Raw genomic sequence first — 13962 nt, forward strand, 5'->3', positions numbered from 1 at the left:
CCTGGCCAAGCACCGTAACGGCCCGACCACCACGATCACCGTGGCGCACCAGCTGCACTACAGCCGCTTCTCCGACCTCGCACACGGCTGAGCGAACGACGGGCGACAGGTGTGCTGGCGGGCTCGATGCCTCTGCCCCCTTGGGCCGAGCTGGGTGCTGCGCGCACCACGCCATGTGTGCCGCCCCCGCAGCCCGCTATGTCAGCTCCCGCCGGGATGTAAACCGGGTGTACAGGCCTCGCACGCAAGCACGTTCAACCCGGCGGCGGGAGAGGGATGCCGCGCTGTATACCCGGTTTACACCTTCCTCAGAGTCGCCAGCGCCGCTTCAACCTGCCGAGCCGCCTCATCAAGCACGTCCGCTTCCGGCGCATCAGGTCCCGCCTCAACCTGCGAGCGGCGGATCTCTTCAAGCACAGTGCTGACGCTTCCGACGAGCGGAGCGACCAGTGCCTTGCCCACCACAGGCTGCGCCGTAGCCGGTCGCATCTCCGCTGCGCGGTGCGACACCGATGATTGGCCGGCCGCTGTGGCGACATCGGCGGAGGCCGGGGACGGAACCTCGTGCTCCTCAGCAGAACCCGCCTCATCGCCCGATCCAGAGGAGGTCCGGGCGGACGACAGAACGGCAGGGCCCCGTGGCGGGGCCTGGGCCTTCACCGACCACGGCGGGCCAGCGCTGTACACCGCAGCCTGCTCGTCGGGACTGAGACTGCACAGGGTTCGGGCTGTCTTGAACGTCAACGTCCCGTGACGCAGCTGATCCTGCAGCTCGGGGATGAGCTTGAGCAGCGCGACTCGCTGCTGCACGTACATGAACGACTTCCCGATGGCCGCAGCCACAGTCCGCAACGACTGCCCGTCCCGGCTCAGCTGCCGCTGTAGAAACTCCGCCTCCTTGAGCAGAGGCAGATCACTGCGCTGCAGATTCTCGATCAGCACCCGGCTCTCGATCTCTTCAGGCGAGGCCACTCCCTCGGGTGCCTTGACGTCAAGCATCGCGAGACCTGCCAGCCGCGCAGCGCGCAGACGACGGTTCCCGATGAAGACAACCCATGGTGCGTCAGAGAGCTGGTCGGCGGTGTCAGGGAACGCCGCGAGGAAGTCCTCGCGCGCGATGACCTGCGCCTGCTGCAGCTGACCGTGCTGACGCATGGTCGCCGCCAGTTCCTTGAGGTCCTCGTCGTCATCGGGATCGCGCGGGTTCAACGGATTGGGCTGCAGCTGCTCCAGGGGCAGCTTGCTCGGCGGGGCTGCCAGCCGCGTCCGCAGCGCATCCCGCGCCCGCTCGGCACCGGTCCCGGCCGGGCGCCCTCGTTCCATTGCGCCGAAGTCCTTCTTCTTCGCCACGGCTACTTCACTTCCTCAGTAGAGCCCGCAACGGCGCTGGGAGAGACCGTTTCCAGAGCGGGTAGGCCGTCCAACTCGATCGGGGACGCCAGCCCTGCAGCGACATCAAGGTGCAGCGCGATCCGACGATAGGCATCCGCGATCGGAGCGGCGGGTTGGTAGTCGGTCAAGGTCCGACCGCTGAGCCAGGCTTCCTCGACCGCTGCCGCGAGTGGCAGATGCGCCAAGATCGGCAACGCTGGCACCTCTCCATCGCCGACGCCGTAGGCCTCCAGCTCCTGCATCTTGTAGCGCGCGATCCCCGACAGCGGCCGGCGATACACCCCTGGGACCAGCCCGTGCAGATCACGCCGGGGGATCTGCAGTTCTTCCTCGATGACAGCCACCTGCTCGATGAGAAGACGGAGAGCCCGCAGCGAGGTGTTGCTCGGCTGGACCGGTATCAGAAGACCGTCCGCCGCGACGAGAGCCGTGTCGGTGAGGACATCGAGGGAGGGAGGGCAGTCGATGAGCACGTGGTCGTACAGGCCGTCGAGCTGTCGCAGCACACGAGTCAGGCGATGCTCGGGAGACCGGGCGGCGTGCAGCTTACGGACGACCAGGAACATCGAGACGCAGTGCGGTAGTACGTCCAGGCAACCACCAGCACTCGACTGCGAGTGGCGAACCACGAGATCGCTGGTCGGTCCTGTGAACTCACCAGTTAATGCTGCGGCCAGGTTCGGTGCGGTGGAGTCCGCTTCCTCCAACCCAAGCGCCTCGGTGGTCAGATGGCCCTGCGGGTCGAGGTCCACCAGCAGGGTGCGCCGGCCCCGCTCGGAGAGCGCGCCACCGGTGCCTGCGGTCAGCCCGGTCTTCCCGACGCCGCCCTTCTGATTGAGGATCGCTGTGATGCGCGGCAGTGTGACGGCCGCATGCGCGGGGGCGGTCTTGGGAGTCACGACAGGATCGACCTCACTGCGTGTCGTCGGTGAAGATGCCGTTGGTGATGAGCCAGGCGCGCCAGTGAGCAACCCGCTCAGGGTCAGGCTGGAAGTCGGGCGGCCAGCCGTCGGTGACGATCTGGCGGAGCACTTCCCGCACCCGGCTACGGCCGACCCTCGATCGAGTGTTGATCCTACGCAGATGAGGGTCGATGACGGCGTGCATCGCCCGCGCTGTCTGCTCGAGGGTGAACTGCACTGGCCGGTAAGTGACCAGCACCTCTTGGCCGTGCTCGTTGGACCGCGCGACCAGTGAACTCTCGCGCATAGAACCTCGCGCTCCTGGTTGTCGACTCGGATCTGAGAACTGTACCGAGAACGAGCAGACGACTGGCACTTGGCGCGCTGGGCGTGTCTCGGGGTTCGGCGATCGCAGACCAGCAAAGGGCCATCGCTGCGGAAGTGTCCTTCACGGCCCACCGCAGGGTGTACACCCGGTTTACACCGGGACGCATCCCCGTTGCGGTAAAGGCCCCATCGAGACGGTGTGAGGGAGACCGGAGACTGGCCGGGACCAGCGGTTTCGGTGACGTGGTAACCGACGAGGAGGAAAAGCGGGGTCTCGACGGGCCCGGCGGGCAGGCCGGCTGGGCTGCCTTCGGGTCGGGAGGTGCCGAGTCCACCCCGGGGACGGCACCGAGACCTGGGGGAGCAGGACACTGAAGCCCTCGTCGACCCGGTTGGCAGTGCCCCACCCAGCGGACTGACCGAACTCGCGGTTCAGATATATGCGTTGACTGATCGCAAGTACTGCGACCAGGGTGAATGTCCTCAGCGCGAGGGCTGTGAGGGTGGTTCGAACCCTGAATTGCCTGTGGAGGGTAGTCAGAGGGGGCGAAACCCTTCCCGACCAGCCAGTTCTCTCCGCCCTCCCCTCAACCTGGATGCGCCCGTGAACGGCCTCATCACTTCCCGTCTCGACCCGCTTCGCTCTACCTAGAGGCGGCTCGCTAACCACACCAGGGGCCCCCGCTTCTCCAGGCCGACGCGGCCCCGCCTGATCGCCCCGACGGGCACAGGTCCGCCCTGGTTGGAACACACAAGTGGCTACTGGGGGGATCCCGAGAACGCTGCTGCCAATCCTGGTCCTGCATCACGCTGGCGAGATCGCGTCCCGAGCGGGGGCCTGTAAACCGGGTGTACGCCCAACAGGGTGCTCGTCGCGACGTTGCCGGACGGGCCCGTGCGGTGCACTCCCGCTACTGCCCGCCCGAGCTCCGGGCGCGCCCGTCCGGCCGCCCGGACTTGGGTTGTCCAGGGGCCAGCGGTCATCGGGCGGGTCCCTGCCGCATCGACTGTGGGCGCGAGTGAGCGGCGCACGGGGGAGCCAGGAGAGCGAGTGTCCGCGCCGGCGTACGCGCATGCCCGTGTGGCATCTGCGCGTGTCCTCCGGGACGGGAAGTTCCTGCCGCGTCCCGAGCTCAGTCGGTGCCGCCGGAGTACCCCGACCGTCGAGCCAGTAGTTCCCGCGAGGCGGTCCCCGGAGCTGAAGTCGTGGTCGGCATGGCCCGATGGGTGCAGCAGCCACGGCTCCCTTGTGTGGGCAGCGCGCCATCTGCACCGAGATCGGGACGCCTCTCCTGCTCGTCGTCCGCTCTTGGCTCGCCGAGCTATCGCGACAGAGCTCGCCCCAGGCACCACCACGGGAGACCGGAGCGGTCAGGAATGGCCAGGTTCTGCTCGCGGCGCCCGCCCTGGCCAGCGGCTGCGTGACGACACGCCCCACCACCGACTCTCGCGTGATCCGTCAGACCCCGGTTCGCGCCGGCCCTGGGCCGCTGCACAACCGCTTCCGGCGGCCGCAGTACCGCCAGCCCGGGTCTCCGTCGGCGGAAATTTCCGGGGCTGTCCTGAGGGCGTCGATCGGTGCCCACACGCGACGTACGCGTACGCGCGCGAGGCTAGAAATTTCGCGTCGACCGAGAGGCAGACCGCACTGCGGCCCGGAGCGATTCCTGGACACGTGAGGCACCCGAGACCGCTACCTCGCCCACGGCACAGCGAAGGGCAGCCCGCAGCCTGCCGAGCACGCCCCAAGGCCGGCTGTTGTCACCCCGACTAGTCGCGCTTAGTCTTCGAGGGGATAGGGTCGCGGTCTGGAGGAAGGCAGAACCTGATGGACATGACGCTGCTCGCCGAGACGATGGAGTGCCGCAACGGCAACTGTCCGACGGCATGGCTGACCGAGCAGGGCACCGTGATGGTGCAGGGCTACGTCGTGGATGCCCGGCTCGTCCGGGTTCCCCGCGACCTGATCGAGCGCGCAGCGCGCGAACTCGAAATGCAGGAGATCCCTGTGACCACCGTTGTGCCAGCACCTCGGGCGTCCGAGGTTCGCGCCTCCGGGGAGTGGTTCATGGTCGCCGGCACACCCACGCCCCTGCAGTGCCCGGACGGCGAGCGCGCCCACGAGGTGCCGGCCCACGCGGTGTGGGCCGCGGCCAACGAGTCGACGAGGGAGGCCGCTGTATGACGCCCGAAGACCTCAACGAGCTGTACCGGACCTACCAGGAGTCGGCGTTCCGGCTCGAGTGCCGCGACGTCTACGCGATCCCGGGGGAGGACCCCGACTTCGACGCCTTCCTCGCCGGACGAGCCTTCCCCGCGCGGACCGCCGACGACGACGAGTGGCTGGCCAACGTCCGGGCCCAGGTCAGCCGCGGCAAGTACTTCGGCCGAGTCCGGCTACTCGGGCACCCTGTCACCGACTACACCCGCTTCCAGCTGCTCTGCTACCCGCGGGAGAACCTCACCGCAGGTGAGGAGGTCCGGATACTGGATCGCCACTGGCTACCAGCCGGTGACGACGACTGGACCCACCAGGACTTCTGGATGTTCGACGAACGCATCGTCGTCCTGCAGCACTTCGACGACGAGGGCCACTTCCTCGGCGTATCCCAGGCCCCGGACCCGGCCCCCTACGTCGCGATCCGCCGCCGCGCGGTGGACCTGTCCGTGCCCTTCGACCAGTACCGGTTGATCCCGGCTCCTCGAGCAGGTGCCGAGACCACTGAACGTGCAGCGAGCTAACGAGCATTGACGAACGCCGAGATCCACCCTCAGCACCAGCGCCTGGCATCCCGCCTGAAGGAGCTTCGCCAGGCCGCCGGACTGTCGGCTGCTGCCCTGGGGGAGATGTTCGGCTGGTCACAGAGCAAGACCTCCAAGATGGAGAACGGCCACTCGGCACTCGTCATCGCCGACATCGAGCGCTGGCTCGACGCGGTCCAGGCCGATGACACCGAGCGCAGCGAGGTGCTCACCCTCGCTCGCGAAACCGGGACCCGCGTCCGTCCGTGGCGCCACTCCGACCGTCCGGACGGAGCAGCTCAGCAGCAAGCCCGGGGCGACCGGGACGCCGAGACCAGCGCAATCGCGGTCTACCAGTCCGAAGTCGTCCCGGGCCTGCTGCAGACTCCCGACTACGCCCGACACCTGCTTGAGGCGCACAGCCTCCTGCCCGCGGACGAGATCCCCGCAGCCGTGCTGGCACGCCTGAACCGCCAGACAGTCCTGTTCGACGAGAACAAGCAGTTTGACCTGGTCCTGACCGAGACAGCCCTGCGCTGGCGTCCCGGCCCCCCCTCGGTCACCTTCGCTCAGCTCGACCGGATCGCCCTGCTGGCCGGCCAGCCGAACATCCGGATAGGGGTTGTCTCCCGCGATACCCAGGAGCGGCGCGAGGCCCGCCCTCTGCACTCCTTCGTGCTGCTGCGATACCCCGATGCGCCGCCGACGGTCGAGATCGAGACTCTGACCGCCGAGCAGGAGGTCACCGATCCCGCGGACGTCCGGCTCTACGAGCAGTACCTGCACGAGCAGCAGCAGCTCGCCGAGCACGGCGACCACCTCCTGGAGCTGCTCGAACGCGTCCGCGAGGACCTCCGCCAGCGGCAGAGCGCAACCGACCACCGCTAGTCGCGACTTAGTCGCGCCCGGGCGCCTCGACGACGCCTCTATCCCCTGGTCAGAGATGCTTCCCTGGCCGCTCATCCGTGTGAGGCCCATCCAGGACTAGACTCGCGACTAGTCCTCGACTAGTCTTGGATGCAGTGAGGCCCCGGTGGCGGCAACCACCGAGGCCTCGGAGCGGACAACCGATTCATTCCCCTGCGTGAGGAAGTCAGGCGCCCATGAAAACCCTACCCAGGCGCGGCGGCCCGGTCGTGCACCCCGCGTCTCCGATGGCGTGCACTCGTCCGGGCGTCGACGCCAACACGTTCTTTCCAGTCGGCACCAGCGGCCCGGCGCTGCTGCAGATCGCGCAGGCCAAGGCCATCTGCCGTAGCTGCGAGGTACTCGAGCCCTGCCGAACCGAGGCTCTCACCCGGCCGGAGCTCCACCGGCACGGCGTCGTCGGCGGGATGAGCGAAGACGAGCGCGCCGCGATCGTCCGCCGAGCGCATCGGCGGAAGGAGACCGGAAAGTGAGCGCCCCCGCCACCAACGGACACCGCACGCACGAGCAAATCGCGGGCATCAACCCCGACCCGATCGAGGTAGTCACCACAGAGGAGGACGCCAAGCCCGCACTGGTCCGCGGCGGTGAAGTCGCGGCGCTAGCTCATGAGGTCGAGACCGCACGCGGACTGGTCGTGCTGCAGGACGACCCTGCACTGCAACAGGCGCTGTCAGCTCAGGAGCGCAAGGCCGAGCGCCGCGTCAGCGAACAGATCCGCCGCGCCGGCCGAGACGAGCGTCGGCGCACCGCGCTCGCCGAGATCGCCAGTGCCCGCCGGGAGCGACGAGACGCCCGGTGGATCGAGCGCGCCCGCGCCAGCAAGGACCGCCTACTCGACCCGAACCGACGTCTGGCAGCCACCTACCGCCGATACCTCGCCCTGTCGGCCATCCCGCCCACCCTGATCGCCTTCGGGGTCGTGTTCATGTCCGCCACCACCCATGACGGAGTCGTCGGCGTGGACGGACCGTGGTGGGGCTACCTCCTGGAGCCGATGGCCTCGCTCCTGCTGGTCGTCAGCCTGCTCATCGGGTTCACCGCGGTCCAGAACAACCGCAAGATCCCCCGCGGGCTCTACGCGTTCGACGCGGGACTCGCCCTGACCTCGATGTTCCTCGTCGTCGTCCCCTGGGGCCTGCGCTACGGCTTCGACCTCGGCTCAACTATCGCCCACCTTCTGCCGTCGCTCCTGGTCGTGGCAGCCGTCGTCGTCCAGCACCTGCTGCACTCGGTGTTCCGGCCCATCTTCGCCGAGCTCTACGAGGAGCTGCAGCCCTCCCGGCTCAGCGACCAGACCTCCGACACGGTCGTGCTCTACGAGCGCACCCGGCGCGCCATCGCCGCCAACGAGATCCCCGTCTCCACGTCCGGATCCCCGTCGCGGGAGGCCATCCGGAAGGCATTCGGCGTGGGCAAAGTCCGCTCGCAGCTGGCCGGTGACGCCTACGAACTGGTCCAGCGATCCCTCGACCCGCGGTAGCACCACCTCTGCGCAGCCCGGGACACCGGCCAACGTCCCGGGACCGGTCGCTACCGCTGCCGCGCCTTTCCTCGGCGCCCTGCCCCTCCCGGGCGCCGAGGAAAGGACCATCCGAACCGCACAGGAGACCACCGCAATGTCCGACCTCATCACCATCACCCTGGTCACCAGCGCCGAGCGCCACGTGTCCGATGAAGCCGTCGAAGCAGCGACCGAGGACCCCCACCAGGTATGGGCCCGCGTCCTCGACTACGCCGCCCGGGTCGGGCTCGACAACCAGTCCTACCTCGCCAAGATCGCACTCGCCGAGACCGGTGAGTCGCTCTACAGCCTGAGGTGCCTGTGATGAGCGGATACCGCCGAAGCACCGCGACAGCCACGGGCACCGAGCTTCCGCCCGCTCAGCGCCGGTCCCGTCCGGACCGACGCCGCGCAGAACTCGCCGTCCGCTACGCCAAGGCCACCACCGACACCGAGCGGGCGGTCTGCGCGTTCGACTACTTCCGCGGCGCCGCTCACCGGCGCCACCCCCGACCCGACGCCGCCAGCGAGGTCATCAACCACACCACGGCGCTTCTCATCGCCGCCGGCGACCAGCTGCTGCGCATGCAGGCCGACGAGCCGCTCCACAGGAGGGGGAACGCCACATGAGCCAGGAAGGCACCTCCAGCACCGGAGACGCGGTCGCGGCCGTCGTCGACCACGTCGACGTCCCGGCCACGCGCACTCCGGACATGGCAATCGGCACTGACGACACGCGCCCGGCCCGCGAACCGGCCGGCGAGGTGGACCGGCCGACCGGGTGGGCGCCGCTTCCCAGCCGCCGCGAACACGCGCTGAAGCTGGCCCGCGCGGCCGCCGCAGACCTGCGCATCGTCCACGAACAGCCCGCCAGCCTCAAGGGCGCCTTCGACCTCGCCCGCCGGGGTGCATGGACCACGAGTGAGAACGGGCCGCTGCGCTTCCTCGCCGTCGCGCACTTCTGGGGACTGCAGGTGCCCCTGCTGACCCTGGGAACCCTGGTCGCCTGGTCCGCCCGCACCCCCGGGCGGGTCTGGACGGCCATCCCACTGCTGCTGACCCTCGCGACCGCACTCGACCAAGTCCCAGTGGTCGGTCTGCTCATTCCCGAGTTCCTGACCTGGCCCTACTGGCCACCGTTCTACTGGATCAACCGAGGAGACACGCCATGACAACTCTCTTTGCCGCCGGTGCGGGCGTGATCGCCGCACTGGCCCTGCTGTTCGGGCTCTGGCTCTACTACCACGACAACATGCGCAAGACCCAGATCCTCAGCTTCTGGCTCGCCGGGACAGGGATCGGAGGTCTCGCCGGTGCACTGATCGACCAGGCCTACGGTGTCGCCGCCAACGCCACCCCTGTGGCCACACGACTGCTCGGATTCGGCGGTGCAGCCATCCTCGGCGGGATCGCCGTCCTGATGACCCTCGAAGTGGTGGTCAAGGGCATCCTGCCGAAGACGGCCAAGCCGAACCGTGTACACCCCTGGATCGCGCTTGCCGCGCCGACCATCGCACTTGCCAGCGGCGTGCCGATCCTGTTCGGCATCTACCGCCTGATCGCGACCGGTATGGGAAACGCGGGAGCCGTCGCGCAGCAGTGGTTCGTGGGGTAACCGACGATGGAAACGATCCTGCTCCTCTCCCTCATCGCCTGGGGCCTGGCCCGCTACGCCGGGACCGAGCTCATCGCCACAGCCCGCGGCACCGAACCACCCCGGTTACGTGACCGTCAGCGTCGCGCGGAACGAGCCCACGAACGCCGGATGGCTCGAGAGAAGCGCCGCACCGGCCCCACCGTCGGTGACGCGATCGCCCAGCGAATCGCCGACCGGATCGCACACCCCCGCGGCGCCCGTACGCCTGGTCCCGCACGCCAGGCGATGGGGGAGTGGTGGTCCGATGCCTGGGGCTACGCCAGTGAGCGCCGCCGCGACCGGCACCGCCGCCACGCCGAGGGCGATCTCCTGCGCCAGCGGCTTGCCCGACGCATGCGTGAGCGATTCGGCAGCACCGGGCGACCTCACCCATCTCGCCGGTCCGCTACCGACCGGGCCGACCGGCGACCGTCACCTGTCGTGATCGACGCCGACCCGACCCCAGACCAGCCCACCGATCGCGCCGATCCCCCCACCGGGGACCAGGCCAGGCCCCAGCCCGCCGGGCCCGAGCCAGAGCCCGTACCGACCGACGTCAAGGAGCCCGAGCAGCACGAACCCGACCACGACCCGCAGGCCGAGCAGAACACCACCGACAAGCCGACCGACCGACCCGACCCACAGACCGACCCCCAGCCCACCGCCACGATCCACCCCATCCGGAAGGACACCCCCATGACCGGCGCCAACCCGAACCTGACCAGCGGCGAGACCCTCGACCCCGGCAGCGCCCACCACTTCTGCGAGCAGATGCAGAACGTCGGAGGGCGACTCCTGACCGAGATCGAGCAGTCGGTCTCCTCACTGAGCCAGGCAGGTGTGACGGGTGAGCCCATCCGACTCCTGGAGCAGATGAGGGAGAACGCAAGCCTGTTCGCCAACTCCGCCGGCGAGGCGAAGACCCACTTCGCCCGCCACCTCAACACCCAGGACCAGGTCCTCAGCGACGACACCCTCGCCGGGACCGTCAACGGCACCTACATCGGCACCCGCACCTGACCGATCGACAGCCCCGCCCCCAGAGCCGGACCTCCGGCTGCTGGGCACCCGCGTCACGGCGGAGCGGTGGCACTCAGCAGCAGACCCTGCACCACCGACCTAAGGACGAGCATGCCCAGGCAGCAGCGCACCGCCGCCAGCGCCAACCTCAGCCCTGAGGCCCTGGCCCGTGCTCTGCAGCGCCTCGTCGACGAGGACCACGACGGCACCGTCGCATCGTCCTCCGAGGTCACCGTCCGTCAGCCGGGAACGGTGATGCGTAAGGCCACCCCCCGGCAGGCCGCACTCAGCGACCACCATGACCGACTTCGCTCCGAGAGCGCCGCCCGGCGCACGCCATACCTGGCCACCGCCGCCACCGCCGCCACCGGCTACCTCGGATGGGGACTGACCGAGCTGGCCGGGCTCGCCGCAGGGCCGGGCGCCGAACTCGCCGCAGTCACCGGTATCGGACTCGCGTCCGCAAGCGCGCTGGCCGGCGCCCGTGCACTGCTGCGCCATCGAGTCCCCGCCTTCTGGCGGCGGCAGTCCTACGCCGGAGCAGCTGGTGCCGCGGCATGGATCACCACTGCATCGGCAGTAGGCCCTGCCAGCTGGACTATGACCGCGCTGCTCGCCGGAGGTGCGGCCGCGACCTGGGCGAGCTGGATGAAAGAACACGCCATCCCCGACGTGGACCGCAACGCGACCCCGCTGCCCGCTCCGAGCGAGGACACCGACCACGAGCTCGGCGACACCCTCGCCCAGCGATGGGCCGACAACGTCAGCCGCCAGGGCAAGGCGCTCCCCGGCGCGCTGCTCACCGACCGGGTCGATCTCGCTCGAGCCATCCGCTGGACGGTGCGGACACCGGCAGGCGATGTCTCCTTCGACGATGTCTTCAGCCGCCGCAACCGCATCGCCGCAGCGCTCGGCGTCTCCGCCAAGAACCTCATGCTCGAACCCCACGCGGACAACGAGGCCTGGGCCTACCTCACCGTGATCGTGCGAGACCTGCTCTCCGGCGGAATCCCCTACCACGGCCCCCGCTATGACAACGGAGCCATCCCGCTCGGCCCGTTCGCCGACGGCGAGGGAGACATGGTCTTCCACGCCGTCGAAGAGATCGGCGTCCGCAACGGACTGGTCACCGGGGAACCCGGTTCCGGCAAGTCCGCCTGCCTCGAAGCCATCGGTCTCGGCCTCAAACACAGCGGTGTCTGGCATGTCCTGTTCGGCGACGGAGACCCCGACGGAGGGTCCAGCCCCGTGCTCAACGACATCAGCGACTGGGCCGAGGCCGGCCCACACCGGGTGCTCGCCCAGCTCGAAGCCATCGAGGCGGCCCTCGAGATCCGCAGCCTGCTGAAGTCCACCCTCACCGACAGTCCCGACGGACCCGTCCCGATCACCGACCCCACGCAGCAGAGCCCCGTACGCAAGCTCCTGCCCAGTGCCACCATCCCGGGCCTGGCGTGGATCCTCGACGAGCTACAGCGGCTCAGCAGCGACAGCTGGCTCGCCGCGCGGGACTTCATCCCGCGAGTCGAGCGTGTGGTGCGAATCGGCCGCAAGTACGGCGTCTCGGTCATCGTCGGCACCCAGTCGCTGCTCGCAGGCGACTACGGGAACAGCACAGTCCTGCGCGGCTACCTCATGGCCCGCAACCTCCTCGCCTTCCGGAACCAGAACCGCAGCGAGAACGCCGTCGTGGGCGGCTTGTCGGTCGCCCCCGGTTCACTGCCCGCCGGGGGCGGCTACTGCTTCGCCATCGCCGGCGGTCGCCTGTCGATGGGGCGAGTCGCCTGGGCTCCCGATCTGGGGGAGTGGGCCTCGGCCGTCAATACCTGCCCCCTCGACGAGAACACAGCACTCGCCATGCGCGAGTTCCGCCCCGCGTTCGAGCAGAACCCGAGCGCACGCTTCTCCGCACAGATCGAAAAGCTCCAGACCTGGCGCCGCAAGAAGGAGACCGGCGCACCGATCGAACCGGCCTCCGTCGCATCCAGCCTGCCCGCTTTCATGCAGGGCCTGGAGATCCCCGCAGCGTTGGGTGCAAAGAACGTCATCCCGCTCCGTCCCCGCCCGGCGCCAGCACCGCACCCGACCACCGAGGACAGCGCACCGGACATCGACGGGTTGCCGGCGACCCAGCAAGCGGTACTGCAGGCGCTGCGCGACGGGCACCACCGAAGCGGCGAGATCGTCAAGGCGACCTCCCTCAAGGCTCCTGCTGTGTCCAAGGCGCTCGCAGCCCTCGCCGATCTCGGACTCGCACAGAAGATCGCCCACGGTCAATGGGAGCCGACCGCAGCCCCGGACAAGACCGGATGACCCGGCCAAGCCTCCACCGCGACAGGAGAGACCAGCGAGAATCCCGCACTAACCATCGCCGTACCTGGTACGGTACCGACTACGTTGCTCACGTACAGAGCGACCCAGGTGCTCCCCTTCCACAGATCGCACCTGGGCCGCGCCGACCTCATCGATCGGAGCATCCAGTGTCTCACCCCACGCCCCCTCGACCGCGGCCGCGCGTAGAACGCCGGGTACTCAGGGACAGCACACCGAACCTGCTCGACCTCCGGGAGGAGGGAAGCGAGTCGCTGCTCGAGCACCTCGCCAGCCACACCACCCCGTCACCGCGCGCCGACGCGCTCAGCTGGCAGGAGCAGGCCCTGTGCAGCCAGACCGACCCGGAGGCCTTCTTCCCCGAGAAAGGAGGATCGGCACGTCCTGGCAAACGAACCTGCCACAGATGTGAAGTCCGGGCCGAGTGCCTCGCATTCGCCCTGGCAAACGACGAGCGATCCGGAATCTGGGGAGGCACGACAGGCAAGGAGCGACGCCGACTCCAACGCACGCTGCGAGGGGCGGGGGCCAGGTGATGACCAACGCCCAGGCCAGTCCCGTCCCCTCCGAACCGCACACGATCAGCACCCGGGTCACCGGGTGCGTCTACTCAGTCGACGAGGCGCCGCAGCTCGGTGTCAGGCAGACCCCGATCGCCGTGAACCTGACCTACCGCCGCACCAATCCGTTCGAGATCACGGCCGACTTTCCCAACTCCGCAGGTGACTTCGCCGTGACCTGGTGCATCGGGCGCGAAACGCTGTCCGCCGGACTCACGGCGACAGCCGAGATGAGCTACGAGGCGGACCGGCTGGTCTCCGACATCCAGATCGGCACGCACGCGCTGCGCTGGCACGACTGGACCCTGTTAACTCTGAGTTCGCCGAGCGGTACCGCCGAGATCGGACTCCCGACCTACGAGCTGATCCAGTTCGTCGCCCGTACCGAGGACATTGTCCCAGCCGGCACCGAAGCTGAGCTCATCACCGACGCGCACCTGGCCGAGCTGTTCGAGGTCTAGCGCCACGAGCGAGTGCAGCCAGGTCGCAGCCGAGCGCGCCGGGGTAACCGGGGCGCAGGAACCCGAGCAGGCCTGAGTCTGAAATCGGGGCTCTGGGCCTGGGAACGTGTGGGCCCCCGGCGCGAGCCGTGGTGGGGGAGGCCGTCGGGCCGGTGAGGTG

The 13962-nt window shown here is 69.0% G+C and carries 16 protein-coding genes; 13 read left to right on the forward strand and 3 right to left on the reverse strand.

What is annotated here, in order from left to right; all coding sequences use genetic code 11:
• Positions 1–297: 297 nt before the first annotated feature.
• Genes AB0J24_RS24490 through AB0J24_RS24500 form a run of 3 tightly spaced genes read right to left on the reverse strand, consistent with a single transcriptional unit; the run spans position 298 to position 2601 of the window.
• Positions 298–1350, reverse strand: a complete 1053-nt coding sequence (locus AB0J24_RS24490) for a ParB/RepB/Spo0J family partition protein (RefSeq protein ID WP_358685305.1) — start codon at positions 1348–1350, stop codon at positions 298–300.
• 2 nt (positions 1351–1352) lie between these two features.
• Positions 1353–2291 (reverse strand): ParA family protein, encoded by a 939-nt coding sequence (locus tag AB0J24_RS24495; RefSeq protein ID WP_358685308.1) that lies wholly within the window; start codon positions 2289–2291, stop codon positions 1353–1355.
• 13 nt (positions 2292–2304) lie between these two features.
• Entirely contained in the window at positions 2305–2601 is a 297-nt protein-coding gene (locus AB0J24_RS24500) for a hypothetical protein (protein WP_358685311.1), read from the reverse strand.
• A 1848-nt stretch (positions 2602–4449) separates the two neighbouring features.
• Here AB0J24_RS24500 and AB0J24_RS24505 point away from each other — a divergent pair.
• The 13 genes from AB0J24_RS24505 to AB0J24_RS24565 all read left to right on the forward strand — a co-directional run bounded on the left by AB0J24_RS24505 (position 4450) and on the right by AB0J24_RS24565 (position 13802).
• Positions 4450–4806, forward strand: coding sequence for a hypothetical protein (locus tag AB0J24_RS24505; RefSeq protein ID WP_358685314.1), 357 nt, complete (start codon positions 4450–4452; stop codon positions 4804–4806).
• Entirely contained in the window at positions 4803–5363 is a 561-nt protein-coding gene (locus tag AB0J24_RS24510; RefSeq protein WP_358685317.1) for a DUF6879 family protein, read from the forward strand. The genes AB0J24_RS24505 and AB0J24_RS24510 overlap by 4 nt, the downstream gene beginning before the upstream one ends.
• A 6-nt stretch (positions 5364–5369) precedes the next feature.
• Entirely contained in the window at positions 5370–6251 is an 882-nt protein-coding gene (locus tag AB0J24_RS24515) for a DUF5753 domain-containing protein (protein WP_358685320.1), read from the forward strand.
• A gap of 266 nt (positions 6252–6517) precedes the next feature.
• On the forward strand, positions 6518–6763 hold the full coding sequence (locus AB0J24_RS24520) for a WhiB family transcriptional regulator (RefSeq protein ID WP_358685433.1): 246 nt from the start codon (positions 6518–6520) through the stop codon (positions 6761–6763).
• Positions 6760–7773: a hypothetical protein gene (locus AB0J24_RS24525; RefSeq protein ID WP_358685323.1), complete on the forward strand. Its 1014-nt coding sequence runs from the start codon at positions 6760–6762 to the stop codon at positions 7771–7773. The genes AB0J24_RS24520 and AB0J24_RS24525 overlap by 4 nt, the downstream gene beginning before the upstream one ends.
• A 136-nt stretch (positions 7774–7909) precedes the next feature.
• Positions 7910–8119 (forward strand): hypothetical protein, encoded by a 210-nt coding sequence (locus AB0J24_RS24530; RefSeq protein ID WP_358685326.1) that lies wholly within the window; start codon positions 7910–7912, stop codon positions 8117–8119.
• Complete coding sequence (locus AB0J24_RS24535; RefSeq protein WP_358685328.1) at positions 8119–8424, forward strand: hypothetical protein; 306 nt, start codon at positions 8119–8121, stop codon at positions 8422–8424. Before AB0J24_RS24530 ends, AB0J24_RS24535 begins: the two co-directional genes overlap by 1 nt.
• Positions 8421–8966, forward strand: coding sequence for a hypothetical protein (locus AB0J24_RS24540; RefSeq protein ID WP_358685330.1), 546 nt, complete (start codon positions 8421–8423; stop codon positions 8964–8966). Before AB0J24_RS24535 ends, AB0J24_RS24540 begins: the two co-directional genes overlap by 4 nt.
• Entirely contained in the window at positions 8963–9409 is a 447-nt protein-coding gene (locus tag AB0J24_RS24545) for a hypothetical protein (RefSeq protein ID WP_358685333.1), read from the forward strand. Before AB0J24_RS24540 ends, AB0J24_RS24545 begins: the two co-directional genes overlap by 4 nt.
• Positions 9410–9871: 462 nt before the next feature.
• Positions 9872–10450, forward strand: coding sequence for a hypothetical protein (locus tag AB0J24_RS24550; RefSeq protein WP_358685335.1), 579 nt, complete (start codon positions 9872–9874; stop codon positions 10448–10450).
• A gap of 111 nt (positions 10451–10561) precedes the next feature.
• A complete protein-coding gene (locus AB0J24_RS24555) occupies positions 10562–12763 on the forward strand; it encodes an ATP-binding protein (RefSeq protein ID WP_358685337.1) in 2202 nt (733 codons plus the stop codon).
• 272 nt (positions 12764–13035) lie between these two features.
• Positions 13036–13317 (forward strand): WhiB family transcriptional regulator, encoded by a 282-nt coding sequence (locus AB0J24_RS24560; RefSeq protein ID WP_358685435.1) that lies wholly within the window; start codon positions 13036–13038, stop codon positions 13315–13317.
• Between the two features lie 122 nt (positions 13318–13439).
• Complete coding sequence (locus AB0J24_RS24565) at positions 13440–13802, forward strand: SsgA family sporulation/cell division regulator (protein ID WP_358685340.1); 363 nt, start codon at positions 13440–13442, stop codon at positions 13800–13802.
• Positions 13803–13962: the final 160 nt, after the last annotated feature.

Source organism: Pseudonocardia sp. NPDC049635, assembly GCF_040659795.1.
Taxonomy (GTDB): Bacteria; Actinomycetota; Actinomycetes; order Mycobacteriales; family Pseudonocardiaceae; genus Pseudonocardia.